The 26,239-nt window shown below is 62.8% G+C and carries 27 protein-coding genes; 10 read left to right on the top strand and 17 right to left on the bottom strand.

Annotated features, from left to right (window positions below):
- Nucleotides 1–12 precede the first annotated feature (12 nt).
- Nucleotides 13–2,091: an excinuclease ABC subunit UvrC gene (gene uvrC / locus AC0L2Y_RS06415; RefSeq protein WP_473554667.1), complete on the bottom strand. Its 2,079-nt coding sequence runs from the start codon at nt 2,089–2,091 to the stop codon at nt 13–15.
- Nucleotides 2,088–2,864: an SDR family oxidoreductase gene (locus AC0L2Y_RS06410; protein ID WP_473554665.1), complete on the bottom strand. Its 777-nt coding sequence runs from the start codon at nt 2,862–2,864 to the stop codon at nt 2,088–2,090. The genes uvrC and AC0L2Y_RS06410 overlap by 4 nt, the downstream gene beginning before the upstream one ends.
- 419 nt (nt 2,865–3,283) lie before the next feature.
- Between AC0L2Y_RS06410 and AC0L2Y_RS06405 the strand changes: the two genes are divergently transcribed.
- On the top strand, nt 3,284–3,934 hold the full coding sequence (locus AC0L2Y_RS06405; protein ID WP_292662341.1) for an outer membrane protein: 651 nt from the start codon (nt 3,284–3,286) through the stop codon (nt 3,932–3,934).
- A gap of 77 nt (nt 3,935–4,011) precedes the next feature.
- Here the strand turns inward: AC0L2Y_RS06405 and AC0L2Y_RS06400 are convergent, their stop codons facing one another.
- The 3 genes from AC0L2Y_RS06400 to AC0L2Y_RS06390 all read right to left on the bottom strand — a co-directional run bounded on the left by AC0L2Y_RS06400 (nt 4,012) and on the right by AC0L2Y_RS06390 (nt 6,536).
- A complete protein-coding gene (locus AC0L2Y_RS06400) occupies nt 4,012–4,608 on the bottom strand; it encodes a glutathione S-transferase family protein (RefSeq protein ID WP_352680754.1) in 597 nt (198 codons plus the stop codon).
- Between the two features lie 487 nt (nt 4,609–5,095).
- On the bottom strand, nt 5,096–5,512 hold the full coding sequence (locus AC0L2Y_RS06395) for a hypothetical protein (protein ID WP_352567497.1): 417 nt from the start codon (nt 5,510–5,512) through the stop codon (nt 5,096–5,098).
- 493 nt (nt 5,513–6,005) lie between these two features.
- Nucleotides 6,006–6,536, bottom strand: a complete 531-nt coding sequence (locus AC0L2Y_RS06390) for a DinB family protein (protein WP_473554662.1) — start codon at nt 6,534–6,536, stop codon at nt 6,006–6,008.
- Between the two features lie 62 nt (nt 6,537–6,598).
- Between AC0L2Y_RS06390 and AC0L2Y_RS06385 the strand changes: the two genes are divergently transcribed.
- The gene (locus AC0L2Y_RS06385) at nt 6,599–7,234 is read left to right on the top strand and encodes a TetR/AcrR family transcriptional regulator (RefSeq protein ID WP_473554659.1); all 636 of its coding nucleotides are present in this window, start codon (nt 6,599–6,601) and stop codon (nt 7,232–7,234) included.
- 39 nt (nt 7,235–7,273) lie between these two features.
- Here the strand turns inward: AC0L2Y_RS06385 and AC0L2Y_RS06380 are convergent, their stop codons facing one another.
- The 5 genes from AC0L2Y_RS06380 to AC0L2Y_RS06360 all read right to left on the bottom strand — a co-directional run bounded on the left by AC0L2Y_RS06380 (nt 7,274) and on the right by AC0L2Y_RS06360 (nt 10,861).
- The gene (locus AC0L2Y_RS06380; RefSeq protein ID WP_473554658.1) at nt 7,274–8,026 is read right to left on the bottom strand and encodes a sulfite exporter TauE/SafE family protein; all 753 of its coding nucleotides are present in this window, start codon (nt 8,024–8,026) and stop codon (nt 7,274–7,276) included.
- Between the two features lie 125 nt (nt 8,027–8,151).
- Nucleotides 8,152–8,604, bottom strand: a complete 453-nt coding sequence (locus AC0L2Y_RS06375) for a hypothetical protein (RefSeq protein ID WP_352567494.1) — start codon at nt 8,602–8,604, stop codon at nt 8,152–8,154.
- A 124-nt stretch (nt 8,605–8,728) separates the two neighbouring features.
- Nucleotides 8,729–9,577: a 23S rRNA (adenine(2030)-N(6))-methyltransferase RlmJ gene (locus AC0L2Y_RS06370; RefSeq protein WP_473554655.1), complete on the bottom strand. Its 849-nt coding sequence runs from the start codon at nt 9,575–9,577 to the stop codon at nt 8,729–8,731.
- Entirely contained in the window at nt 9,574–10,185 is a 612-nt protein-coding gene (locus AC0L2Y_RS06365) for a hypothetical protein (RefSeq protein ID WP_473554654.1), read from the bottom strand. Before AC0L2Y_RS06365 ends, AC0L2Y_RS06370 begins: the two co-directional genes overlap by 4 nt.
- A gap of 4 nt (nt 10,186–10,189) precedes the next feature.
- The gene (locus AC0L2Y_RS06360; RefSeq protein ID WP_473554651.1) at nt 10,190–10,861 is read right to left on the bottom strand and encodes a TetR/AcrR family transcriptional regulator; all 672 of its coding nucleotides are present in this window, start codon (nt 10,859–10,861) and stop codon (nt 10,190–10,192) included.
- Between the two features lie 86 nt (nt 10,862–10,947).
- On the opposite strand from AC0L2Y_RS06360, the gene AC0L2Y_RS06355 reads away from it, so the two are divergent.
- Nucleotides 10,948–11,415: a carboxymuconolactone decarboxylase family protein gene (locus AC0L2Y_RS06355; protein WP_473554649.1), complete on the top strand. Its 468-nt coding sequence runs from the start codon at nt 10,948–10,950 to the stop codon at nt 11,413–11,415.
- Nucleotides 11,416–11,443: 28 nt separating this feature from the next.
- On the opposite strand, the gene AC0L2Y_RS06350 is transcribed toward AC0L2Y_RS06355, so the two are convergent.
- From AC0L2Y_RS06350 to AC0L2Y_RS06330, 5 genes are all read right to left on the bottom strand, one after another.
- The gene (locus AC0L2Y_RS06350; protein ID WP_473554646.1) at nt 11,444–12,343 is read right to left on the bottom strand and encodes an aminoglycoside phosphotransferase family protein; all 900 of its coding nucleotides are present in this window, start codon (nt 12,341–12,343) and stop codon (nt 11,444–11,446) included.
- Nucleotides 12,344–12,462: 119 nt separating this feature from the next.
- A complete protein-coding gene (locus AC0L2Y_RS06345) occupies nt 12,463–12,912 on the bottom strand; it encodes a DNA polymerase III subunit chi (protein WP_352708523.1) in 450 nt (149 codons plus the stop codon).
- A gap of 34 nt (nt 12,913–12,946) precedes the next feature.
- Complete coding sequence (locus AC0L2Y_RS06340; RefSeq protein ID WP_473554645.1) at nt 12,947–14,443, bottom strand: leucyl aminopeptidase; 1,497 nt, start codon at nt 14,441–14,443, stop codon at nt 12,947–12,949.
- Between the two features lie 86 nt (nt 14,444–14,529).
- Entirely contained in the window at nt 14,530–14,913 is a 384-nt protein-coding gene (locus AC0L2Y_RS06335; RefSeq protein WP_352710692.1) for a VOC family protein, read from the bottom strand.
- A gap of 73 nt (nt 14,914–14,986) precedes the next feature.
- On the bottom strand, nt 14,987–16,153 hold the full coding sequence (locus tag AC0L2Y_RS06330; protein WP_473554644.1) for a flavin-containing monooxygenase: 1,167 nt from the start codon (nt 16,151–16,153) through the stop codon (nt 14,987–14,989).
- 354 nt (nt 16,154–16,507) lie between these two features.
- On the opposite strand from AC0L2Y_RS06330, the gene lptF reads away from it, so the two are divergent.
- From lptF to AC0L2Y_RS06295, 7 genes are all read left to right on the top strand, one after another.
- Complete coding sequence (gene lptF, locus AC0L2Y_RS06325) at nt 16,508–17,710, top strand: LPS export ABC transporter permease LptF (protein ID WP_473554642.1); 1,203 nt, start codon at nt 16,508–16,510, stop codon at nt 17,708–17,710.
- Nucleotides 17,707–18,792: an LPS export ABC transporter permease LptG gene (gene lptG / locus AC0L2Y_RS06320; RefSeq protein ID WP_473554818.1), complete on the top strand. Its 1,086-nt coding sequence runs from the start codon at nt 17,707–17,709 to the stop codon at nt 18,790–18,792. Before lptF ends, lptG begins: the two co-directional genes overlap by 4 nt.
- A complete protein-coding gene (locus AC0L2Y_RS06315) occupies nt 18,792–21,209 on the top strand; it encodes an LPS-assembly protein LptD (protein WP_473554641.1) in 2,418 nt (805 codons plus the stop codon). The genes lptG and AC0L2Y_RS06315 overlap by 1 nt, the downstream gene beginning before the upstream one ends.
- 117 nt (nt 21,210–21,326) lie before the next feature.
- A complete protein-coding gene (locus tag AC0L2Y_RS06310) occupies nt 21,327–22,253 on the top strand; it encodes a peptidylprolyl isomerase (protein WP_352493149.1) in 927 nt (308 codons plus the stop codon).
- 12 nt (nt 22,254–22,265) lie between these two features.
- A complete protein-coding gene (gene pdxA, locus AC0L2Y_RS06305) occupies nt 22,266–23,285 on the top strand; it encodes a 4-hydroxythreonine-4-phosphate dehydrogenase PdxA (RefSeq protein ID WP_473554638.1) in 1,020 nt (339 codons plus the stop codon).
- Nucleotides 23,286–23,354: 69 nt separating this feature from the next.
- Entirely contained in the window at nt 23,355–24,194 is an 840-nt protein-coding gene (rsmA, locus tag AC0L2Y_RS06300; protein ID WP_473554636.1) for a 16S rRNA (adenine(1518)-N(6)/adenine(1519)-N(6))-dimethyltransferase RsmA, read from the top strand.
- Nucleotides 24,195–24,269: 75 nt separating this feature from the next.
- Nucleotides 24,270–24,563 (top strand): DUF1330 domain-containing protein, encoded by a 294-nt coding sequence (locus AC0L2Y_RS06295; RefSeq protein WP_352667223.1) that lies wholly within the window; start codon nt 24,270–24,272, stop codon nt 24,561–24,563.
- Here the strand turns inward: AC0L2Y_RS06295 and gmk are convergent, their stop codons facing one another.
- On the bottom strand, nt 24,564–25,220 hold the full coding sequence (gmk, locus tag AC0L2Y_RS06290; RefSeq protein ID WP_023719822.1) for a guanylate kinase: 657 nt from the start codon (nt 25,218–25,220) through the stop codon (nt 24,564–24,566).
- Nucleotides 25,221–25,253: 33 nt separating this feature from the next.
- On the bottom strand, nt 25,254–26,144 hold the full coding sequence (locus AC0L2Y_RS06285; RefSeq protein WP_473554633.1) for a YicC/YloC family endoribonuclease: 891 nt from the start codon (nt 26,142–26,144) through the stop codon (nt 25,254–25,256).
- Nucleotides 26,145–26,239 lie beyond the last annotated feature (95 nt).

The following is a 26,239-nucleotide window of genomic DNA, read 5'->3' as shown; positions in this document are numbered from 1 at the left end:
CGGCAATAGGTCTTAGCTCTCGTGAAAATGATTATAGACTAATTTCGCCACCTGCTCGGAAATGCCGTCGACCTTGATCAGGTCCTCGACGGCGGCGCGGCTGACCGCCTTGGCCGTACCGAAATGCATCAGCAGCGCGCGCTTGCGGCCGGGGCCGATGCCGCTGATCTCGTCGAGCGGGCTCTTGACCATCTCCTTCTTGCGGCGGGCGCGGTGCGAACCGATGGCAAAACGATGGACCTCGTCGCGCAGCCGCTGGACGAAATAGAGCACCGGATCGCGTACGGGCAGCGAGAATGGGACCCTGCCCTTGACGAAGAAGCGTTCGCGGCCGGCATCGCGGTCCTGCCCCTTGGCGATGCCGATGGCCACCACGCGGTCCTCTATGCCGAGATCGGCGAGGATCTTGTGCACCGCCGTCATCTGGCCCTGGCCGCCGTCGATGAGGATGACGTCGGGCCAGGCGGGAAAGCCGCCCGCGACCTCGATATCGTCGCCCGGTTCGGTAGGGCCCGCCTCGCCCGCGCCGCCGGTTTGCGGGGCATCGCCATGTTCCTTCAACAGCCGCGAAAAGCGCCTCTGCATCACCTCGCGCATCATGCCGAAATCGTCGCCCGGCGTGATCTCGGTCGAGCGGATGTTGAACTTTCGATACTGGTTCTTCACAAAACCTTCCGGCCCGGCGACGACCATGGCGCCGACGGCGTTGGTGCCCATGATGTGCGAGTTGTCATAGACCTCGATGCGCACCGGCGGTTTTTCCAGGCCGAAGGTCTCGGCAAAGCCAGTGAGCAGCCGCGCCTGGGTCGAGGTTTCGGCGAGCCGCCGGCCGAGCGCTTCGCGCGCATTCTGCAGCGCATTGTCGGTCAGGTCCTTCTTCTCGCCGCGCTGCGGCACGGAGATCGACACCTTGCGGCCGGCGCGGGTGGAGAGCGCCTCCGCCAGCAATTCCTGGTCCTCGACGCCATGCGACAACAGGATGGTGCGCGGCGTCGGCTTGTCGTCGTAGAACTGCGCCAGGAACGACCCCAGCACCTCGCCGGCTTCGAGCGCCGGATCGGCCTTGGGAAAATAGGCGCGGTTGCCCCAGTTCTGGCCGGTGCGGAAAAAGAACACCTGGATGCAGACCTGGCCGCCCTCCTGATGGATAGCGAAGACATCGGCCTCGTCGACGGTCTGCGGATTGATGCCTTGATGGCTCTGCACATGCGACAGCGCCGCCAGCCGGTCGCGATAGATGGCGGCGCGTTCGAAATCGAGGTTTTCCGAAGCCTGCTGCATGGCAGCGGAGATCTCCGTCTTCACCTTCTGGCTGCGGCCGGAGAGAAAATCCTTCGCCTCGGCGACAAGCCTTGCATAGTCGCTATGCGAGATTTCGCCGGTGCACGGGCCGGCGCAGCGCTTGATCTGGAACAAAAGGCAAGGCCGGGTGCGGTTCTCGTAGAAGGAGTCGGTGCAGCTCCTGAGCAGGAAGGCGCGCTGCAGCGAGTTGATGGTGCGGCCGACGGCGCCGGCCGAGGCGAAGGGGCCGAAATAATCGCCCTTGCGCGAGCGCGCGCCGCGATGCTTGTAGATGCCGGGCGAGACATGATCGCCGGTCAACAGGATATAGGGGAACGACTTGTCGTCGCGCATCAGCACATTGAAGCGTGGCCGCAAGCGCTTGATGAGGTTGGCTTCAAGCAGCAGCGCTTCGATCTCGGTGCGGGTGACGACGAACTCCATCGTCGACGTCTCGCGCACCATGCGGCCGATGCGGCTGGTGTGGAACCGGCCTTGCGCGTAGCTGGTGACCCGCTTCTTCAGGCTGCGTGCCTTGCCGACATAGAGCACGTCGCCGGTGGCATTCATCATACGGTAGACGCCGGGCGCATTGGGCAGCCGTTTGACCAGCGTCTGAATCACCTCGGCGCCGACCATGCCGTCGGCGTCGCCGGCATGCGGCGCCCAGTCGATGGCGGTGAAGGTGACGTCCGGACCGCTGGCCGCAGGCTCGACGACTTCCTCGGCCGCCTCGTCCTCGAGGTCGATTTCGGGCGGCAGGTCGTCGGCGCCACCGCGCGTTTTGTGTTTCTGGTCCATGGGGCTCATTCCGTCATGCCTGTCACATCGGGCGTCTGCCATGCAAGATGCTGGCCGCCGTCAAGCGCGATCATCTGGCCGGTGACCGAGCGTGCCGCCCAGAGATAACGGATAGTGGCACCGAATTCCGGCAATTCCGGGCCGCGTTTCAGGATCAGGCCGGCAATCTGGGCATCGAAATCGCTGTCGTGCTGGCGCGTGTTCTTCAAGGTCGGGCCAGGACCAATGGCGTTGACGCGGATGCGGGGCCCCAGCGCCTGGGCCATCATCTCGGTCGCCGCCCACAACGTCGACTTCGACAGCGCATAGGAAAAATAACGCGGCGTCGGCCGCCAGACGCGCTGATCGATCATGTTGACGATCAACCCCTCACTGTTCTGCGGCAAGGCCCGCGCGAAAGTCTGCGCCAACAGCGCCGGCGCCTTGACATGCACGGCGAAATGGCGATCCCAGGCCGGCCAGTCGAAATCCTCAATGCTGTCGTGCTCGAACAGCGAGGCGTTGTTGACCAGCAGCGACACCGGCCCGAGCGCCGCCGCCGCGCGGCCGACAAGGTTGCCGACGGCGTCCATGTCGGTCAGGTCGGCAGCAATCACAGCCGCCCGGCCATGTCGACCAAAATGACCACTGTTGATTTCGGCCGCCAGTGCCTCCGCCTCGGCCAGCGAGCGATTGCAGTGAATGGCGACGGCAAAACCATGCGCGGCAAGATCTTCGACGATCGCCCTGCCGATCCGCTTCGCCCCGCCCGTCACCAGTGCCGTCGCGGCGAGCTTGCTCATCTGTCAATCCTTAATCCGATGCCGATTCCGACCTGCCGGGATAGCGCCGGCAAATTATGGCCCGCCAAGCGTTAAATCCCATTTCCACCTGGGGCAAGATTGTGGCAAAGTGGCCGGTGGGCGTTCTGGCTCGACCGGAATTCGGGCCAGCCCGTCCGCAATATAGGGCGCTGGAGCCCTTATACCAAGCCGTGTGCAGTGCAGCACGGCGAACCTGCTGACATTCGCTGTTGCGAAGATGCAACGTCAAGGTTCTGCCTCATTCGTGCCAGGGAATGACCCAAGTTCAGGTTCGCTTCAGCCGCATTTCGACACGACATTTGCAACCGTTGAACGCCGGATCCGTTTCATCCCCCGGACGGGTTGAGGGCGCTCATGAAAAACAAGCCTGTGTCCTGTGGCTTAAGGAGTAAAGAACAATGCAAGCCAATCTTAAATTTGCGCGACCGCTGGCGGTGGCGTTTGGGCTGTTCGCCCTCGGCGGAACTGCCTATGCCGCGGACGTGGTTCAGGAAGAGCCGCCGGCACCTGCCCCGATTGCAGAACTTCCGGTCGCATCCTGGGCCGGTCCCTATGCCGGTGTGAGCGTCGGCTACGGCTTCGCCGGCCATGCCAAAGCCAAAGATATTGGCGTCGACGTCGACACCAAGGGTTTTGTCGGCGGCGTCTTCGGCGGCTATAACTGGCAGCAGGAGAACTTCGTCTACGGTGCCGAAGCCGACATCGGCTACAACGGCGTCAAGGGCGACGATGCCGGCATCGAGGCCAAGGGTGGCTTCGAGGGCTCGCTGCGTGCCCGCCTCGGCTATGCCGTCACCCCGGACATCCTGCTCTACGGCACCGCCGGTGGCGCGCTGAAGAACCAGAAGATTGAAGCGGCCGGCGTCAGCGACACCAACACGCAGTTTGGCTGGACGGCCGGCGTGGGTACCGACATCAAGATCACCGACAATGTGTTCGGCCGTGTCGAGTATCGTTACACCGACTTCGGCAGGAAGGACTTCGACGGTATCGGCAAGGTCAAGTCGACCGACAATCGCGTCACTTTCGGCGTCGGTATGAAGTTCTAAGTCGTCCAAGCCACGACACGAAAAAGCCGGGCCTCGCGCCCGGCTTTTTTTGTGGCACGGCTTAAGGCCGCCCGCCCTCAAGCCGGGATGGCGGGCTTCAGCTCCGGGAACTTCTCGTCGAAGCGTGCCGCCCAGCGCGTCAGCCGGCCGCGGCCCTTTTCCCATTTTCCAGCGAAGCGCAGCGAGAGATAGCCGAGACAGGCGCGCAATGCGATCTGGCCTAGGGTGATTTTCTTCGGCAGCTTCGGCGGGTTGGCGTTGAGCAGATCGAGTGCCGCCGAAATCTTCGTCCACTGGCGCTCGAGCCAAGGCTGGTAGACCATCTCTTCCGGCCGCGTGCGCCGCTCATAGACCATCGACAGCGCGCAGTCGCAGATGCCGTCGGCCAATGCCTCCAGCACCTCCGCCTCGAGGCGCTTATCGGGATTGCGCGGAAACAATGCGTTCTTCGACATCCGGTTGAGATGCTGGGTGATGGCGCGGCTGTCGTGGACTGAGCGGCCGTCATCGAGCACCAGCACCGGGATCTTGCCGAGCGGATTGGCGCCGATCAGTTCGGCCGGCCTTTCCTCGGTCTTTATCGGCACGAGATCAACCGCAATGCCGGCATGAAGTGCTGCCATGCGCACCTTGGAACTGTAGGGGGAAGTAGACGCGTAGAGCAGTCTGGGCATTGTCGATTCCTGTTTGCCGGCTACAGCTCCATTTGCCCTGTTGGACGCGCAAAAGGACGCGGTAGCATTGTGACTTCGCGCATGACCCTTACCGAAAATCGATTCCGACAGGGGCTCGTGCGCGGGCACTGTTGACCGATCATGCAGGGTTCATCAACGGCCAGAGGCGGAAAACCGCGCCGCCAGCGTGCAGCCATAGTGTCGCGTTCGGATGCGATGAGCCGGAGGAGCGGCGGCAGACGCGAGCAGGTCGGACAATCCAGATCCGAGCAACTACCAACTCGGCCTTGCACCGAAGGTTGGTTTTCGGCAGCCACGAACATCCCACCGGACTTCGCCGCATGGCGAAGTCCTGGGAGTTGCGAAAAGACGTCTTCCTCCCGCCTCTTTCTCGTCCTGCCCGACCGTCAACCAAGAAGCGAGGCGCCTGTCCGGCATCCCGCCCTGGCTGTCTTGAGTACTGTCCCCAGCGGTAGCAGGACCGCGACTACTTCTTGGCCTTCGCCTTTGCGGGCGCTGCCTTCGGCTTGGCCGCGGGCGCTGCCTTCTTCACTGCCGCAGAAGATTTCGCAGCGGCGGCCTTTGCCGGTGCTGCCTTCTTCGCAGCGGGCTTCGCCACGGCCTTTGCAGCCGGCTTTTTGGCCGGTGCCGCCTTCTTTGCCGGTGCAGCCTTGGCCTTGGCCGGTGCTGCTTTCTTTACGGCTGGTTTTGCCGCGGCCTTGGCGGCCGGCTTTTTGGCCGGCGCTGCTTTTGCCTTAGGCGCAGCGGCCTTCGCTTTCGCAGCGGGTGCTGCTTTCTTCACAGCAGTTGCGGCCTTTGCCGCGGCTGCTTTTGCTGGTGCTTTCTTTGCCGGTGACTTTGCCGGTGCCTTGGATGCCGGCGCTTTGGATGACTGCTTAGCCATATCATGCCCCTTCCGTTGTGCCGACGGCCGTTATTGACCCGGCGCGCATTGCATATCTGACTCGCGGCTTGCTAGCCAGCGAAGCATTAGAATGATTTTTGCAGCTTAAGTTTCGGTTACGGCGAGCGGGCGACCATTTTACCGGCGCGAAAATCGGTTGCGAATCTTTGTGCCCCGCAGCGAAGTTCTGCGACAGAAATTCTGGTCGCTCTATCTCGACCGGTCTTCTCGTCAAGCTCAGGACCTTTTCGCCCAGCTTTGCGCTTCAACGTCCGACGCTCAGCGCGAACATTGTCAAGAACGAAGGCGGTCGCCCGCCTCGTCTTGTCCGAAAAGATAAACTACAGGTAAGTAGGAAGCAACGCGCCGAGCACGCCGCTGCACTATCTTGCACGACGCGATGAAAGTGAGCAGATAGCTCGCATTTCTGAGAAGAGGATATCGCTCGATAGATCCGGTCGAGCCGACCGCGTGATCGAAAGCGCTTGGCCGCTCAGGCGCCGAGCGGCTCACGGCTCATCTGCAGCCGGCGCGAAGGCTCGGCCCTGTGGAGATGGACGGCAACGGTATCCCATGGCGGCATGACGGAAATCTGCGCCAGGATGCGCCCCGCTTCACCGCGATGATAGACGCCGTGCAGTACGATGTGGGTCAGCATTTCCTGTCGCGACATCAATGCCTTATCCCCGTCGGTGAACACGAATGCGACAGGCTCGGACAGCTGCCGCGACGAAACGGTTTCGAGATAATCGAGATACCAGCGATCGGTCGCCGCGACCGCGGCGCGAAGTTCGTCGAACGCCGGCGTGTCCTCGGTGGTGTCGGCGGAGTAGCCATGGCTTGCACCAACCAAGTGCGCCGAGAATATCCGCGAAACCACATGGCTGTGATCGACGAGCCGTATCACGGCCTGCCGTTGCTTGTCGTGAACATGCGGGTCGAGACTCGCCAGCTTTTCCAGCAGTTCGTCATTGGCCCAGGCCTGATAGGCAAACAGGCTGCGAAGCAGAGCGAGCGCACTCATGGCCAGTGTCCTTTTTCGGAAATGCGAGTATGTTGTTTATATTTTCAGGAGAATGGGCGGGCGTGTCTACTCGCATTGCAAAACCGCATTCGCGCATGCGCAAGCAGCCGCGCCAGGCGCGTTCCAGGGCAACCGTCGAGGCGATCATCGACGCGGCGGCTCATGTTCTGAGCGGGCTAGGCTGGGCCGGCTTCACCACCAACAAGGTTGCCGAGACGGCAGGTGTGAGCATCGGCACGCTCTACCAGTATTTTCCCGACAAGCTTTCCCTTCTCGAAGCCGTCCGGCGCCGTCACTTCGATCATGTGCTGTCGGTCATTCACGATTCGGCGGAAGACCAAAAGCCGCTCAGGAAATTCGCGCAGGAGCTGGTGCACGGCATGATCGCGGCGCACAGCATTCACCCGACACTACACCAGGTTCTGCTCGATGAGGCGCCGGGCGATCGCCGCTCCAGGGCCGCCCATGCGTCGTTCCAAACACAATACCTCAATCATTATGCGACTGCCGTCGCCGCCTATCGCAAGCCAAGGAAAGGCATCGACATAGAGACCGTGGCGGGCGTGCTGTCGTCGGCGATCGAAGGTGTGATCCACAACGCGGCACGCCGGAACATGCTCGCCGCGCCGGAGCTGCAAAAGCAACTCGTCGAACTGATCTGCGCCTACCTATCGGGAGCGGGCCGCATCGGTCGATAGCGCATGGCACGGCGGAAGTCGGGGATTTCTGTGTGTCGTTCAAAACCGGCTCATGAGGTGCGGCAAGGACGATGCCAACAATGCTGCACCTGATGCGGCCAAGAGCGTGAGGACGATCTTTCGAAAAGTCGCCTCGCTAACGCCGATGTAGAGTCTCGCGCCAAGCAGTGTCGGTATCAACATCGCCGGCGCGACGACGGCAAACATCGGCAGCATTTCGAGCTTGATCTTTCCGGCCGCAAGATAGGCGGCCATCGTCATGGAGAGGGTCACAAGGTTGAAATTCTGGATGACAATGCGCTGCCTGTCCTTTTCCCATTGGCGCAGCACGCACCACAGCGTTGGGACCGGGCCGGTGAAGCCGCCAAGCCCACCCATGATGCCGCCGACCAAACCTATCGCACCGTCTGCAACAGGACCTCCGACCGTGATGGGAGGGAGGCGACGCGCAAAGAGCATCAAGGGACACCAAACGACCAGCAGCGCACCGAAGACCAACTTGAACAACTGCACATCCAGCAAGGGCAGGACGGCGACACCGACCGGAATCCCTATGGCCCCGCCGATCAGGAAGGGCAGCAGAAGCTTGAGGTCGAAACCGCGGCGGACGGTGACGGCAGCGATGATCTGGCCGGTGAGCGCCCCAAAGACCGCCATGGCAGCAGCAAGCTGGGGCTCAACGGTCCAAACCCAAAACGACATGGCAACCAGACTGAAGGCGAACCCTGACAGCCCCTGGACGAAGCCAGCAACGACCGCGCCGAGAGCAACAGTATAAACAAGCGAATCCATGTAGTGCTGTTTTCCCGCAAACTCGTGACAGCAGATCGCGCTTCCCGCGAATGCTGCGCCGCATGGAAACGGTGACGGTCGATCAGGTGGCCGGTGCTAAAAAGTCGGAATCAGCGAGTGCGCGATCAGCGCAGGACGCGGCAGCGGCCGTTATAGACCATCCAACGGTCGAAGCCCGAGACGCAGAATTCGACATTGTCACCGATCGAGGCAAAGCCCTGGCCTTCTTCGATCAGGTACCAGATGGTGCGGGCGCGGCCGTCGGAGAGGCTGACGGTGGCACCGCAATAACGGCGGCCGATCGGCCAGGTGTCGTCGGCCGGCAGATAGCGATGCTGGTGGATACGCTGGAAGTCGACGATCTGCACATCGGGCAGATGCGGCACGTGATGCACCTGATAGGAGAAGCGGTCGGTGATCTTGTCCAGGACCCAGGCCTCGCCGCAGACGCCGCTATCCTCGTCGGTATAGATTGCAAGGTCGGCCGCCTGGACTGCCTGGGTGACGCCAAGTGGTGCGGCCAACGGCGTGCACAAGGCGAGCAGTGCGGCAAGGGCGGATTGGGCGAAGCGAGTCATGGCAGCCTCTCAAGGTCGACTGCGCGCACTGTGCGGATTCGCTGACGCGCGGTCAAGCGGTTGTAGCGACCATGGTTGTGGCGACGATTGTTGCGCTGTCTGAATGGCAGGGCCGCATCTCAAACTACTCTCCCGCCAGCCAGTCCAGCGTCCAATGCGACGGCTGCTCGAGTGCAAGCAGTCGGTGCAGCGCCGGCAGCAGCGTCCGTAACTCGCCTTCCAGCGTGAAGGGCGGATTGACCACCACCATGCCGCAGCCGTCGAGGCTCGGCTCGACGGAGGCCGGCCTGATCTCAAAACAAATATCGAGCAGCTTCGGAATGCCCGTCTGCTTCAGCGCCTTGCGGAAGGCGGCGACCGCCTTGCGGTCCTTGAGCGGATACCACAGTGCGTAAATTCCTCCTGGCCAGCGCCGATGGGCTCTTTGCAGCCCGTCGACCAAGCGACCGAACTCACCCTCTTCCTCGAAAGGCGGATCGATCAGCACGAGGCCGCGCTTTTCCTTTGGCGGCAAATGCGCGCCGAGCGCCAGCCAGCCGTCGAGCTCGATCACCCGGGTCTGGAAGTCACCGTCGAACAGCGCCTTCAGCCTGGCAGCATCCTTAGCGTGCAGTTCGACCGCCGACAGCCGGTCCTGCTTGCGCATCAGGTGCCGGGCGATCAGCGGCGAACCCGGGTATTTTTTCACCCCGCCGTCCGGATTGAGCGAACGGACAGCCTCACGATACGGCGCCAGCAGTGCTGCCGCCGGCGCATCGAGGGCCGCATCGACCAGCCGGCCGATGCCGCCTTGCCATTCGCCGGTCTTTTGCGCTTCGGTCGAGGACAGATCGTAGCGGCCGATTCCGGAATGGGTGTCGATGACCCGAAACGCCTTGTCCTTCAGCTTCAGATATTCGATCAGCCGGCTGAGCACGACATGCTTGACGACGTCGGCGAAGTTCCCGGCATGGTAGGCGTGGCGATAGTTCAATTGGAGCCCCTGCCCCAGCGCGGCGGTGGCGGCTGCGAGTTCGGATTTTCCGGCCGGCGGCCGCCGAAACGGAATGCCAGCACCAGCCCGGCCAGGCCGGCCGCCATCAGGGAAAAACCGACCGGCCGCGCCCGGCGGTCGACCTCGCCGGCACCCGAGCGCAGGACGAGGTCGACGGCCCGCATCGGAATGCCCTCGGCGTCGCCCGGACCGACGGTGAAGATGTAGGGGCCGGCGGTAACGGTCGGGATCAGTCCGGCTTCATCGCGAAAGATCCTGTCCGGCAGCTGCGGACTGACCTGGCGCGGATTGTCGGAATGGTTGAACTGCAGCGTCGAGGCGAGCACCGTCCTGCCGCCGGTGGTGGCAGTCAGGGTCAACACAGTGCGCTGCTGCGAGACGATGCGCTCGGCTCTTGCCGTAAGATCGACCAGCACGCGTAGCGGCCCGTCGCGTGCGCTCAGGGCCACCGTCACCGGCTTGAACCGGCCCTGGTCGTAAACCCGCCAGGTGCCGATCTCACGGCCGGAGAAATTGGTCATCGCCCAGGGATAGACGACGCCGATGCCGGTACCAATGAGCAGTATCAGGGCGAACAGAGAGCGCATGAGGTCAAGACCTGGTGTTCGGCGCGCTGGCGCCGTCGCGGGCGCGCTCCATTTCGTCCAGGAGCATGTCAAGGCCGAGATCAAACGTCCGGTCGAATTCGGCGGTGCCGAAATAACGCCCGGCGGCAGCTACTTTTGGAAAATCCTGCGCCAGTTGCTCGTCGCTGACGATAGTCACGCCCGAAGGCCCCTTTGCATAGCCGGCAGTCTCGTCGAGGATGGCACCCATCAGATAATAGCCGGTAGTGCGGAACAGCCGCGCACCCAGCTCCGGTCCGAAGCCGCCGGCCTCGAACAGGCCAAGGATGCCGTTCAGCCAAGTGAGACAGGTCGGCGAATTCATCCGGTAGGTTACAAGGAACGTGGCAAAGGCCGGGTGCTCACGCGCGACGCGGCGGAAATCCAGCACGGCGCTGCGCAATCTTTGCCGCCAGGGCAAATCCGCGTCGGGCATTTCGATGGAGCCGATCAGCCGGTCCACCAAGGCTTCGAAGAGCTGCGCCGCCGAAGGAAAGTGGTGGTAGATGCTCATGGCTTCGCAGCCGAGTTCTGCCGCCAGCTTGCGCATCGAAAACCCGGCTAGGCCCTCGCTCTCGATCACCTTCAAAGCCGCATCCTCGATCATCTCGCGAGAAAGCCGGCCGCGCGGTCGCTTTTTTTTGATCGATGTGTCCATGGTGCCGCTTGACAACTTACACTGTAAGGTTCATTTTTCGACATTACCTTACACCGTAAGGCTAGCAAAGACCAGAGGAGAATGTCATGTCTGTCTATCGTGCTCTTTCATCAACGCATTCTTCCATCCGCCGTGCCTGCCTGCTCGCCGCCACCTGTGTGCTGACGCTGGCTGCAGCTCCTTCCTATGCCGACGAGTATGACGCAACCGTCAAGGACATCCAGTCGACCATGGGCGGGGTGCCCGGTTTCGTAAAGCAGTTCCCGAAAGCCGGTCTGCCCGGTGCATGGGCCGAGGTCAAGGCCATCCAGCTCAGCGACAAGACGGCGCTGCCGCCGAAGGTCAAGTCGCTGATCTCGCTGGCGGTGGCAGCGCAAATCCCGTGCAACTACTGTATCTGGTCGGACACGCAGGATGCCAGGCGCGCCGGCGCCACCGACGACGAGATCCAGGAGGCGGTCGCCGTTTCAGCGCTGACCCGCCATTGGAGCACCATCTTCAGCGGCATGCAGGTCGATTTCGATACATTCAAGAAGGAGATGGGCGGGCAGTAATGCTTTTCGTTGTTAGAGCTGGATGCGTTCAGACTGAATTAGCCATCCCGCTCCGACTGTTTGTGTGATCCGCCAGCACCTCATTGATGACCCGCCACAATTTTTCCGCCTCGCGCTGGTTGCCGTCATGTCCCGAAGCGACGATCAGCGCCTTCCACAACGCCCAGCCCCGAGCGCGCGCCCAGCTGTGCTCATCAAGGGCAATGGCGTCGCGGAACGCCTGGCGGCTCTCGCCGTAAAATTCCGTCCACGCGATCACCAGGTCGCAGGCAGGATCGCCGATAGCCGAACTGCCGAAATCGACGACCGCGCAGAGCTTGCCATCTTCGACGAGCAGATTACCCGAGGCGACGTCACCATGGACCCAGACCGGCGGCCCCTGCCATCGCGAGGCAAGCGCAGTCGCCCACACGGCCTCGGCTGCGGCCTTGTCGATGCGGCCGCCGAGCGCCGAGAGCGCGGCTCGGGTCTCGGCGTCGTAGACCGAAAGCCGGCCGCCGCGGTGGAAATTATGCTGCCCTGCCGGTGGCCCATCGGCAGCGTCGATCCGGTAGAGCGCCACCAGAAAGCCGGCCAGCGAACGGGCGAACTCAGTAAGATCGGCAATCAGTCCACCAGCCGCCGGTCTGCCGCCAAGCCAGCGATAGACGGACCAAGGCCATGGATAGCCTTCCCCGGGCGCGCCTTTGGCCAGCGGCACGGGTATCGGCAGAGGCAGGTGAGGCGCCAGGCGGGGCAGCCAGCGGTGCTCCTTCTCGACCTGGGCGACATAGGCGGCAGCGCTCGGCAGCCGCACCGACATGCGATCGCCCAGCCGGAACGTGCGGTTATCCCAGCCGCCAGGCTCGACCGGCTCTACCGGCAGGTCCGCCCATTTGGGGAACTGCGCAGCAATCAGCCGGCGAACAAGTGCGGCATCTATCGGCATGCTTGATGTTCGTTCATCGGTCGGCATCGGGCTTGCTCAGGTCTTTTGAATAGCCGGCGGTCCATCTTCTTGTCGTCGCATTCTTGCGGCGCCAGTGATTCCACTTGGCTGCAAATTCTCTAAGCCTTGCGTTCCCAGCGCCGGTCGGGCGTTTGCTGCCAGTAGGTCACGGTGTGGCCGGCCTCCTTCATTGTCTTCCAATGCGTGCGTGCCGCCTCCAGCTGGGCTGCATCGTGGCCGTCGAACAGGAACACGGCGCGCTGGTAGCCGCCAAGCTCCGGCGGCACCGCCCCATCGACCAGGAAGCGTATCTGCGCCTGGTTCGGATTGTCAGGGCCGACGGTCAGAAGCACCGGCTGCTCGGCGGGATGGGCTTCGCGATCCGTTGCGTGGGCCAGGAACGAATCGTCCCGGAAAGTCCACAAATGCTGGTCCAGCGCGTCGCGCCGTTCCTCGGTGCCGGTCTGCACCACGGCGCGCCAGCCGCGATCGACACTGCGCTCCAGGAGGCCGGGCAGCGCATCCTCCAGCGTCGATTCGGTCAGGTGATAAAACAGAATCTCGGCCATGCGTTCAGTCTACATTGTCGGAGTCCCGCCCCACTCATTGCTCGTAATGATCGCGCACCAGCCGGTCGAGCAGCCTGACGCCGAAGCCGGAAGCCCATGACTGGTTGATCTCGCTGGAAGGCGCGCCCATCGCGGTGCCGGCAATGTCGAGATGCGCCCAGGGCGTGTCCTTGACGAAGCGCTGCAGGAACTGCGCGGCGATGATGGCGCCGCCATGGCGGCCGCCGATGTTCTTCATGTCAGCATTCTTGGACTCGATCAGCTTGTCGTATTCGGCACCGAGCGGCATGCGCCATACCCGCTCCTGCGTCGCCTGTCCGGCCGCCGTCAGCCGGTCCGCCAACTCGTCATTGTTGGAGAACAAGCCGGCATAATGCTGACCGAGCGCGACCATGATGGCGCCGGTCAGCGTCGCTAGATTGATCATGAATTTCGGCTGGAAGCGGTCGTTGCAGTACCACAGCGCATCAGCCAGCACCAGGCGGCCCTCGGCGTCGGTGTTGAGCACTTCGATGGTCTGGCCCGACATCGAGGTGACGATGTCGCCTGGTCGCTGAGCGTGGCCGTCGACGGCGTTTTCGACCAGCCCGACGATGCCGACGACATTGACCTTCGCCTTGCGCGCGGCCAGCGCGTGCAACAGCCCGGTGACGGCAGCAGCGCCGCCCATGTCGCCCTTCATGTCCTCCATGCCGGAGGCGGGCTTGATCGAATTGCCGCCAGTGTCGAAGGTGACGCCCTTGCCGACGAAGGCGACCGGACTTTCCTTGGCCTTGCCGCCGTCCCACCGCATGACCGCGATGCGGGCGCCACGCGGCGAGCCCTGCGCTACGCCCAGCAGCGAACCCATGCCGAGCTTCTTCATCTCCTTCTCGGCCAGGATCTCGACCGTGACGCCGAGCGCCTCCAGTTCGGCGATGCGGGCGGCGAATTCCACCGGTCCCAAAACATTGGCCGGCTCATTGACCAAATCGCGCGCCAGCAAGACGCCGTCGATCACCGCCGCTTCTTCGGCGAAGGCCTTCTTTGCAGCTGCCGGATCGGCGGTGTGAATAGTCACCTTGACCGGCTTTTTTGGCTCGCGCTTGTCGTCACCATTGTTCTTTTTGGTCTTGTACTTGTCGAAGGAATAGCTGCGCAGCAGGATGCCTGCTGCAAGCTGAACGGCTTGCCTGCCGCTGACGGCGGCACCGGGAAGATCGAGCACGACGGCCACTTCGGTTGCCTTGCGAAAGGACGCGGCAATCGTGCCGCCGAGCTTCAGCCAGGCGTAGTCATCGAGGTTGGAGCCCTTGCCGGCGCCGACCGCCACCAGCCGCTCGAGCGATGTCCCTTCGGGTGCCAGCACTTCGACCAGGCTGGCGAATTTGCCGGTAAAGTCGGCGACCGGAAAAGCCCGATCGAGGGTGTTTGCCGGATCGCAAGCCCTGGCGGCATCGCTGAGGCCGCCCTCGTCGGCCACCAGAACGAAAACGCTGCCCTTTTTGGGCGCGGCGAATTTGGCGAAGGCGATCGAGGGTCTCGAATTCATGATGTCCTGCTTTCGGGGAAGTGCGTTGGATTATCGCGGGAGGCGTTAGATTGGGCAGATCGGACCGAAGGTGCCGTGTTGTTGCGTCAGTGAGCGGCGGCTTGAAACAGCTCGATGACATTGCCCGATGGGTCTTCGAGCAGGGTCTGGGAGCCGCCGACGCCCGTTATGATATCGTTGCGAAAGACAAGTCCAGCACTCTTGAGGTGCGCAACCTCTTCTTTCAAGTCCGAAACCACCAACAGGATGCGGTTCCAGCCTCCCGGCACCGGCTGCCGGCCATCCGGCATCGCCCGTGCGCCCGAACTGCCGGGTCCGCTTAGAAGGAGCCGTAACGCGCCGCGTGTGACCGAAGCAAAAGCCGGTCGCGCGTCCTGTTCAACAGCGAAGCCCAGATGTCCACAGTAGAAGTCGATCGAGGCGGCGACATCATCGACCATGTAGCGAATGCTGACTGGCGTCATGATCATTGACCTTTCAGTTCGAGCACGTTTCAACAAGGCGTGTCCATTGTGGGCGGAACAGTCGGCATAGTCCGGCTCATCATCGCTGCTTGACAATCCGCGCCGCTATCGCCCTGGCCTGAATGCCGGCGTTGGCGAAACAACCGCGAATGCTCGGCCGCATGCCGGTAAACCACAGACCGGGCAATTTCGGATCGGCATCGCCGCCGTTGAAAATTGGAACGCCCTTGCCGTCGAGCACGCCGAGTTTGCCGACCATCTGTTCCAGACCGGTGCGATAGCCGGTCGCCGCAATGACGATATCGGGCGTGATCAACCTGCCGTCATTCAACACGATGCCGTCCTGGGTAAATTCCCGCAATGGTGGCACCACCACGATCGTGCCTGCCTTGATAGCGCGAACCGCGCCGTCATCGGCTGCGATCGCGGTGTAGTCGGCGCTCAGACGGCTCGCACCGCCTATGGGGGCCGGCGGAAGCCCAAATTTCGTCAGGTCGCCGAAAACCAGGCGCTGGGTTGTCGCCATCACCGCGTCGGCCAGCCGCACCGGCAAGCTCGCCATTAACGGTGAAAGCCTGTGGACGGCGACTTTGCCGATGCGTTTCGGCAGCAGTGACGGGCCGTTGCGGGCCGACAGCCAGATGCTTTGGGCGTCTGCATTCGCAAGATAATTGAGTACGTCGAACCCCGAATTGCCGGCACCGACCACCAGCACCTTTTTGCCGGCATAGTCCTTCGCCTCGCCAAAATCGGCCGAATGGATAATCCGGCCTGCAAAATCGTTCATGCCTTTCCACGCGGGGATAAACGGCTGCCGGTCGCGCCCGGTGGCGACGACGACATGGCGCGCCGGACGGAATCCGGCGTTCGTCCGCACGGTCCAGTGATCGCCGTCGAACGTGATCTCTTCAACGGAAACGCCGAATGCAACCGGCAGACCATGCGCCTTGCTGAAATCGTTCAGATGGCGAATGACGGCCGATTTATGCGGAAAAGCCGGGGTGCCTGCGGGATAGCCGACGCCGGGCAGCGTCGAGAGATCGCGATGCGTATTGAGGTGCAGCCGCTGGTGCCGCCGATGCCAGGGTTCGGCAAGCCGGCTCTCCCTTTCCAGGACGAGCGTCGGTACGCCGGCCTTCATCAAGGCGTGGGCGGCGGCAAGGCCGGCCGCGCCGGCGCCGACCACGATCGCGCCGTCAAAGACGGTTTCCCGACCGGTTTGACTGCGCAATTTTTCCGCTTCCATGCTGGGGCTCAACAGATCCTGACCCGTCTTATCACGCCGCGGCGGTCGCGACCGGCGCGACATTTGGTCGTTTTGCCGCATTTGACAAGACTTTGGCCGAAATCGCTCCCATATGCGATATCGAACCATCCACGATTCGTCGCGGCACGGCCCCGCTTCCCGCCGCAACCTGTTGTTAACCAACAATGTTCGCCCTTTCTTATCCATTGCCGCCGACACTCCGGCCCAGCGGACTTTGCGATCCGGAACAGAACCCAGATCGAACCGCCAAACTGAGCCAGTTGTGCAGCCGGCGCCGGACGACTACCTTGTTCCAAGGCATGATGCCGTTCGAAATCGCCGAGAAAAGCCTTCATGAAGGTCGTTGAACGTTACATCATGCGCCGTGCTTTCGCGGTATTCGCGCTGGCGCTCGTCTGGACGCTGGCGATCGTGTGGACGACTCAGGTGCTCGCCCGCATCGACCTCGTCACCGATAGCGGTCAGTCGGCCCTCACCTTCTTCGAAGTCGCAGCGCTGATCATCCCGACGATCGTTCCGATCGTCGTGCCGTTCGCCCTGGTAGTCGCGGTCGCCCAGATCCTCAGCGTGATGAATTCGGATTCGGAGCTGGCCGTCATCAATGCCGCCGGCGCATCACGCTGGACCATCGTCAGGCCGATCATGCTTCTGGCACTCGCAGCCAGCGTTTTTTCCTTCGCCGTCGACAATGGCGTCGACCCATACGCACGCCAGAAGAACCGCGAGTTGATTGCGTCGTCGCGTGCCGATCTGTTGTCGTTGATCATCCAGGAAGGCACCTTCCGCAAGATTGATGACGGCCTGTTCCTGCAGGTCGGCGAACGGCTTCCCGACAATCGCCTCGGCGGCATCTTCGTCGCCGATTCGCGCGAAGAAGGCGTCAATCTCGTCTATTATGCCAAGACTGGCAGCATCATCGAACGCGGCGACGAGAAGGTGCTGATGATGAATGACGGCGTCATCCATCGCAAAACCATGACCGGCGACCTCTCGGTGATCCGGTTCACCTCCTATGCCTTCGACTTGTCCGCTTTCATGTCGGCATCATCTGACATCCTGCTTTTACCGAAGGACCGGACGACCCAGTATCTGTTCAATCCCAGTCCGAATGACAAGATGTACCAGCAAAAGCCGAACCGGTACCTGGCCGAGCTCAACCAGCGTTTTTCCGAGTGGTCCTATTCGCTCGTCTTCGCGCTGATCGCGCTCGCCGTCGCCGGAGATGCGCGCTCGCATCGCGAGGCGCGTGTGCACCCGCTGATCACGGCAATCGCGATCGCACTGTTCGTGCGCTGGCTCGGGTTCTTTGCCGCCGGCAAGGCCGACAAGGTGCCGCAATATGCCTATATGGTCTACGGCGTCCCGATCGTGGCATCGGCGATCGCCATCTGGTTCATCGTGTCCAACCGGACCATGGAACTGCCGGTTGCCTGGGCCGATTGGATAACCAATCTTGCCGGTCGCTTCAGTGACGGCTGGAGCGCCATCAAGCTCCGTTTTGCCAGGCGTGGCGCATCCGGACAGGGAGCCGGCTGATGGGCTGGACTCTGGGTCGGTACTTCTTCTTTCGCTATGTGACGATCACCATCTGGTTCTTCATCGGCCTCTTGGCGCTGGTGTTTCTGATCGATTTCACCGAGCTTTCCGGCCGCACGACCGGCGTGCCGGGCTTCACCTACGCAACCGCGTTCGCCATTTCGGGGCTCAGGATGCCGATGATCATGCTGCAGACGGTGCCGTTCGTCGGCCTGTTCTCGGCGATGGCGACGTTGGTGTCGCTCAACCGCAAGTATGAATTGGTCATCGCCCGTTCCGCCGGCGTCTCTGCATGGCAGTTCCTGCTGCCATGCTGCATCGGGGCGCTGCTGTTCGGAGCCTTGTCGGTCGGCGTCATCAATCCGGTAGCCGCGCACGCCTATTCCTGGTCCGAGGAGATCGAGACCCAGCTCCGTTCGGGCAAGTCGAACAGCGTCTCGGCCGATGCCGCGCCCTGGATCAGGCAGAAAACCAGCGCCGGCGACACCATCATCGGCGCACGCGCCATTCTCAATCAAGGCCTGGAGATGGCCGACGCGGTCTTCTTCAGTTTCAGCCCGCAAGGCGACATCATCGAGCGCAAGGATGCGGCGCGCGCCTTTTTGCGGGACGGCTACTGGGAATTGCAGGACGTCAAGGTGTTTCGGGATGGCACCATCCAGTCGTTACCCAGCGATCGGCTGCCGACCAATCTCAAGCCGGAATTCGTGCAAGAGCGGTTGGCGCGCCCTGAGACCATTCCCTTCTACGATCTGCCCGGCAAGATCGAAGTGGCCCGCTCCTTCGGCCTCAAGGCAAATGCCTTCGCGATGCAGTTCAATTCCCTGATTGCGCTGCCTTTCCTGCTTGTCGCGATGACGCTGATTGCGGCAACGGTATCAATGCGATTTGCGAGGATGGGGCAGTCGGCAACGATGATTCTGGGTGGCATCGTGGCCGGCTTTCTGCTTTATGTCGTTTCGGTGCTGGTCAAGGCATTCGGCGTAGCGGGATTCGTACCCACTGCCGTAGCGGCTTGGGTCCCGGTTGTCGTGGCTATGTTCTTCGGGGTGACATTCCTGCTATACAAGGAAGACGGCTAGTGAGGGAGGCGGTTTTGCGCAGCCATAGGCACGCCGGTTTGGCACGCCTCTCTGCGGCGAGCGCCTTGGCATGCCTGCTTGCCAGCGTCGCCCCGATTGCTTCGGCTTTTGCCCAGGACGTCAGTGACCTGGCAACGAAGGTTCCGAGCGGCACGCAGATGCTGCTGGCAGCCGATACGCTGGTCTACGACAACGACAAGCAGACCGTGACGGCCGTCGGCGGCGTCCAGATCGACTACGGCGGCAACCGTCTCGTTGCCCAGCGGGTCGAATACAACCGCAACACCAAACGCCTCGTCGCCAGCGGCAATGTCGAACTCGTCAATAGCGACGGCACCAAAATCTATTCGCAGCATGCCGACATCACCGACGATTTCGCGGACGGCTTTGTCAACGCGCTGCGTGTCGAGACCATAGACAAGGCGTATTTCGCCGCCGAAAGCGCGGAGCGCATGGGCGGCGTGCTGACGACGTTCCACAATGGCGTCTACACCGCCTGCGAGCCGTGCGAGGACCAGCCCGACAAAGCGCCGACCTGGCGTATCAAGGCCAGGAAGATCATCTGGAACGGCGAGAAGAAGACGGTTCGCTTCGAGAACTCGAATTTCGAGTTCTTCGGCTTTCCGCTGGCCTATCTGCCGGCTTTCGAGATCGCCGACCCAACGGTCAAGCGCAAGAGCGGCTTCCTGATCCCCGGCGTCGCCTACAAGAGCGATCTCGGCGTCGGTGTTAAAGTCCCCTATTATTTCGCGCTCTCGCCGACCTACGATCTCACTGTCACCGGCAGCGGCTATACCAAGCAAGGTTTCCTCGGTGAGGCCGAGTGGCGGCAGCGCTTCAACAACGGTCAGTACAGCCTGAAGATTGCGGGCATCCGGCAGGAGAATCCCGACGCCTTCATCGACGACAATGGCCACAACGTGAATTCGGGTACAGCAGGCGACCCGAACAGGTTCCGCGGCATGATGGGCACCCAGGGCCAGTTCGCCATCAACCCGCGCTGGGACTTCGGCTGGGACATCCTGCTGCAGAGCGACAAGAATTTCGCGCGCACCTATGACATCGATGGCTTCAACGATAGCGTGCACCGCTCCGAGGTGTACCTGACGGGGCTCAACGATCGCAATTACTTCGATGTGCGCGCCATGCACTTCGACGTTCAGGAAGACACGCTCGCCAGCGATCCGACCGCACGCGCCGCCAAGCAGCCCTGGGTGCTGCCCTCGCTCGACTATGCCTATATCCCCGACATGCCGGTGGCCGGCGGGCAGCTGTCGTTCGACGTCAACGCGCGGGTCATTGACCGCGACAGGCTCGATACGGCTCTTGCAAATTCCGGCATCCCTTCGTCCGTCAACAACGTCCGCGGCATCGACGGTCAATCCGGCCGCCTTACCGCGGAAGCGGAATGGAAGCGCACCTTCACCACCGATGGCGGGCTGCTGCTGACACCGCTCCTGGCGCTGCGCGGCGACGCCGGCTACGTCAACGCCTCCTCGGCCTCGCTCGACGCCATCAACCAGATGGCGACCAATCTCGGCGTCGAGGACGATATGCGTTCATCGCTTGCCCGCTACATGGCGACCGCCGGCCTTGAGATGCGCTGGCCGGTGCTGTTCTCGATGACCAGTTCCAGCCATGTTTTCGAACCGATGGCGCAGGTATTCATGCGTCCGAACGAGCAATATGTCGGCGGGCTGGCGGTCCCCAACGAGGACGCCCAGAGCTTCGTCTTCGACGCCACGACGCTGTTCGAGCGCGACAAATTCTCGGGCTATGACCGCATGGAAGGCGGCACACGCGCCAATGTCGGGCTGCGCTATTCCGGCGCATACGACAATGGCTGGGGCACCAATGCGGTGTTCGGCCAATCCTACCAGCTCGGCGGCCAGAACTCGTTCGGCACGCCGGACCTGGTCAATGTCGGCGCCTATTCAGGCCTTGAAACTGCAACCTCCGACTATGTCGGCCTTGTCGGCTTCAACAGCCCCAGCGGGTTTTCCGGCTCGGTCAGCGGCCGTTTCGACGAGCAAAGCTTCGAGATCCGCCGCGCTGAGGTGAAGGCCGCCTTTTCAGGCCTGCCGGTATCGCTGAGCGCCAAATACGCCTTCATCCAGGCGCAGCCGCTCTATGGCTTCTCGACCGATCGCCATGAGGTTACGCTCGGCGCCTCGACACATCTTGCTGAGAATTGGCGCGTCTTTGGCACCGGCACATATGATCTGGAGCAGAGCGTTCTGGTCAAGGACGGGGTCGGCTTTGCCTATAGTGATTCATGCTTTACCTATTTGATGACGTTTTCGGAAAGACGTGACCTGAACACCAAGGAAGTATCGCAGAACGTCGGCTTCAACCTGTCGTTCCGCACGCTCGGCGATTTCGGCTCGTCGCAACGCTCCATCGACACCATCCAATAACGGGCAGCGGTCGGCAACGGGGCGGCTGGCGGACGACATTGTTTCGCCGCATAGAGCAGGCACGAATTTTGGCGGCCTGAACTGGGATAGGTTGGGCCGAATCGGGATGGAATTGGGATGCTTTCGATGAGGAAATACCTCTTTTCAGCAGGGTTCGCGCTGCTGGTGGCGTTCTCGACCACCGCAGTGACGCAGCCAGTTTTCGCCACCGAGATCAAATACGTCGTCAACAACATACCGATCACCACCGGCGACATCCAGCATCGGGCCGCTTTCCTGCGCCTGCAGCACAGAAAGGGCGATGCCGGCCAGGAAATGATCGACCAGACGCTGCGTCTGGCCGAAGCCCGGCGGCTCGGCATCCGTATCAGCGACGAGCAGGTCGATGCCGCTTATCAGCGTTTCGCTACCAGCAACAAGATGCCGCTCAAGCAGCTTGACGGCGCGATGGCGCAATCCGGCGTCACCAAGGAGCATTTCAAGGACTTTATCCGGGCGCAGATGGCCTGGAACCAGGCGCTGACCGCGCGTCACCGTTCTAGCGACGGCGGCGGCGCAATGGGCGAGCAGGACCTCGTCAAGCGCATGCTCGAAAAAGGCGGTAGCAAACCGAGCGCCACAGAGTACATGTTGCAGCAGGTCATCTTCGTGGTGCCGGCCGCCGAGCGAAGCGCGACGCTGGCCAAGCGCAAACGCGAAGCCGACGCCATGCGCGCCCGCTTCAACGGCTGCAACACCACGCGCGAATTCGCCAAGGGCCTGATCGATGTCACCGTTCGCGATCTCGGCCGGGTGTTGGCGCCGCAATTGCCGGCGGACTGGGCCGAGCAGATAAAGGCTACAAAGGTCGGCGGCGCCACCACGACCCGCGAAACCGACCGCGGTGTCGAATTCATCGGCATCTGCTCGTCGCGCGAAGTGTCAGACGACAAAGCCGCGCAGATGGTGTTCCAGAGTGAAGATTCGAGCGACAAGAACGCCGACGAACTCTCGAAGAAATATGTCGAGGAGTTGCGGAAGAAAGCCCGCATAATCGAGCGCTGAAGTCGAAGCGCCGTGCCTGACCCAGAGCTTCCGCTGGCGTTGAGCGTCGGCGATCCGTCCGGCGTAGGGCCGGACATCGCCATCGCCGCCTGGCAGGCCCGCGATAGCGCTGGCGTTCCGTCTTTTTATCTCCTTGCCGATCCGGCACTGATTGCCGCGCGGGCGCACAGGCTCGGCACCGATATCGCGATTGCCGAGACGACGCCGGCGCAAGCGCCGGGGGTGTTTTCGCGCGCGCTGCCGGTGGTGGCGCTTGCTGCCCGTTTCGTCGACAGTCCCGGCCGCCCGGATCCAGCCAACGCCGCGGGCATCATCGAGGCGATCGACCGCGCCGTTGCCGACTGCCTCGCCGGCCGGGCTGCCGCGGTCGTCACCTGCCCCATTGCCAAGAAGCCACTCTACGATGCCGGCTTTCGCTTTCCCGGCCACACCGAATATCTGGCGCATCTGGTATCGCTTCACACCGGCACTGAAGTGATACCGGTAATGCTGCTTGCCGGCCCGGACCTGCGCACCGTGCCGGTCACCATCCACATCGCACTGGCCGAGGTGCCGAAGGCGCTGACGACCGACCTGATCGTCGCCACCGGCCGCATCACCGCCGCCGACCTTGCAAACCGTTTCGGAATTGCCAAGCCGCGGCTCGCCGTTGCCGGCCTCAACCCGCATGCCGGCGAAGGCGGCGCGATGGGCACCGAAGACGAGCGGATCGTGCGCCCGGCGATCGACCGGCTGAGGCAGGAAGGGATCGACGCCTTCGGGCCATTGCCGGCCGACACGCTGTTTCATGCTCGCGCCCGCGCCGGCTACGACGTGGCGCTCTGCATGTATCACGACCAGGCGCTGATCCCGGCCAAGGCGCTGGCGTTTGACGAGGCGGTCAACGTCACGCTCGGCCTGCCCTTCGTCCGCACCTCGCCCGACCACGGCACCGCCTTCGACATCGCCGGCAAGGGCATCGCCCGTGCCGACAGCCTGATTGCGGCGCTGAAACTCGCGCGCCTGCTTGCCGATACCGGGAAAAGGCCGTAGGCCACTGAGCCCAATGAGCCCAATTCGATGGGCTTAACCCGATGAGCCCAGCCCGATGAGCCCAGCCCGATGAGCATAGACGGCCTTCCGCCCCTGCGCGAGGTGATCGAGCGCCATGGGCTGCAGGCGAAAAAGGCACTCGGCCAGAATTTTCTGCTCGACCTTAACCTGACAAGCAAGATTGCGCGAACCGCCGGCGACCTTTCCGATGTTACGGTTATCGAGGTCGGTCCCGGCCCGGGCGGGCTGACTCGAGCCCTGCTCCTCAACGGCGCCCGGCGAGTCGTCGCGATCGAGCGCGACGAGCGTTGCCTGGCGGCTTTGGCCGAGATAGCGAACCACTATCCGGGTCGGCTCGAGATCGTAGCCGGCGATGCGCTGAAAACTGATTTTGCGGCGCTTGCCAAAGGCGTGCCGGGAAGCGGCGGGTCGGCGAAAATCGTCGCCAACCTGCCTTACAATGTTGGTACCGAATTGCTGATCCGCTGGCTGACCGTTATCGAGTGGCCGCCTTTCTACGCATCGATGACGTTGATGTTCCAGCGCGAGGTCGCCGAACGCATTGCAGCCAGCCCCGGCAGCGAGGCCTATGGCCGGCTCGGCGTGCTGGCAGGCTGGCGGACGGAGGCGAGGATTGCCTTCGACGTACCGCCGCAGGCGTTCACGCCGCCACCCAAGGTGACGTCCTCGGTGGTGCATCTGGTGCCGCGCGCCAACCCCTTGCCGGCAGAGGTGAAACGGCTCAGCCGCGTCACCGAAGCGGCATTCGGCCAGCGCCGGAAAATGCTGCGGCAGAGCGTGAAAAGCCTCGGTGGCGAGGCACTGCTCACCCGCGCCGGCATCGATCCGACCAGGCGTGCGGAGACGCTCAGCGTCGAGGAATTCGTGCGGCTGACGAATGCGGTGTGATGCCGGGAAGCGTCCGCGTGGAATTTCCGCACTCATGGCATAGATAGCCAGACAGACCCTGCCCGGAGACAAACAGTGGCCGCCTATGTCATTTCCGACGTCACAATCCGTGACGCAGAGGCTATCGAAGCCTATCGCGCCCGCGCGGCTGCCTCCATCGCCCAGCATGGCGGGCGCTATCTGGTACGCGGCGGCGAGGTGGAAATGTTGGAAGGCGACTGGTCTCCCGGGCCGCTGATCATCGTGGAATTCCCCGACATGGACACGGCGCGGCGTTGGTACCGCTCCCCAGAATATGCCGCGGCACTGGAACTGCGCGACGCCGCGCTCAGCCGCAATCTGATCCTGGTCGCGGGGACAGCGCCTTGATCAATCCGTCTTTTCGTCGAGCAGCCCCGAGACGAAATCGAACAGGCCCGGCCGGCGATCGCGTCTGAGCCGTTCGGCCGTGACGATGCCGCGCACCTCGGCGAAAGCGCGGTCGAGATCGTCGTTGACGATGACGAAATCATATTCCTTCCAGTGCTCGATCTCGTTGCGGGCGTTCTTGAGCCGCGTCTCGATCACCGCTTCCTGGTCCTCGGCGCGACGCTTCAGCCGCGCCTTCAATTCCTTCATCGATGGCGGCAGGATGAAGATCGAGACGATATCGGCGCGCATCTTCTCCTTGAGCTGCTGGGCGCCTTGCCAGTCGATGTCGAACAGCATGTCGCGGCCTTCGGCCAGCGCCTGTTCAGCCGGCTCGCGCGGCGTCGCGTAGCAATTGCCGTGTACCTCGGCCCATTCGAGCAGCGCGTCCGAATCGCGCAGCCGCTCGAACTCGCGCATGGTGCGGAAGTGATAATGGACGCCCTCGATCTCACTGCCGCGGCGTGGCCGCGTGGTGACCGAGACCGACAATTCGAGGCTGGAATCGCTCTCCAGCAGGTTGCGCGCAATCGTCGACTTGCCGGCGCCTGACGGCGACGACAAGACCAGCATCAGCCCGCGGCGCCGAATGCGGGAACCCACATCCCTAGTGGTCATGGGGCTTGGCAGTCATGTGGCTTGGCATCGGGATCATTCCAGATTCTGGACCTGTTCGCGAAACTGGTCGACGACCGCCTTCAGTTCCAGCCCGATGGCGGTGACCGCGGCAGCATTCGACTTGGAACACAGCGTATTCGATTCGCGGTTGAATTCCTGTGCCAGGAAATCGAGCTTGCGGCCGATGGCGCCACCGCCGGCGAGCAGTGCCCGCCCCGACACCACGTGCGTCTTCAGCCGGTCGATTTCCTCGCGTATGTCGGCCTTGGTGGCCAGGAACGCCGCTTCCATATGCAGCCGGCTGGCATCCAGGTTGGCAGACGCGTCCATCAACAGGCGGATCTGCTCGGCGAGCCTTTCGCGGATCGTGGCCGGTTCGCGTGATGGATCGGCCTCGGCCCGCAGCGTCAGCGCCTCGATGGCATCGATATGGCCAGACAGCAGGGAACGAAGTGCGGCACCTTCGCTCTGGCGCGCCTGCTGCAGCCCGCTCAGTGCAGCTTCCAGCGCCGACAGTATCGCGGTATCGAGCGCACTGCGCGCCTCTTCGGTTTCGATGGTTTCGGGAATGTCGAGCACGCCGCGCAGCGCAAGCAGCCCGTCGGCCGCCGCAGGTGCTACTCCGAACTGCTCCTGCAGCCGCTTGGCCAAGCCCGCCAGATCCGTCAGGAAAGCCTCGTTGACCACGGGTTGCGCTTGAGCGCCGGCGGCGCGGCCAATGGTCAGCGTCATCTGGAAATTGCCGCGCGCAAAACGCTTTTGCACCGTCTGCCGGACGGCCGGCTCCAGCCGGTCAAAACCTTGCGGCAGCCGCAGCCTGACCTCGACGCTTTTGCCGTTGACGGACTTGGCTTCCCAGGCAATCGAAGTGCCGTCGTGTTCGGCGACACTGCGCGCAAAACCGGTCATGCTCTGCAAGTTCATGTAGCCGTGCGTCCCTTTGCCGAATGCCCCTCAAGCCGGAGCGATTTCTCCGGACAGGATCACGTGAATTTCAATGCCACAGCAGCCCTTGCACA

The organism is Mesorhizobium sp. WSM4830, assembly GCF_055811495.1.
The sequence above is the reverse complement of the archived record's forward strand: the minus strand, read 5'-3'. Positions and strand labels throughout refer to the sequence as shown.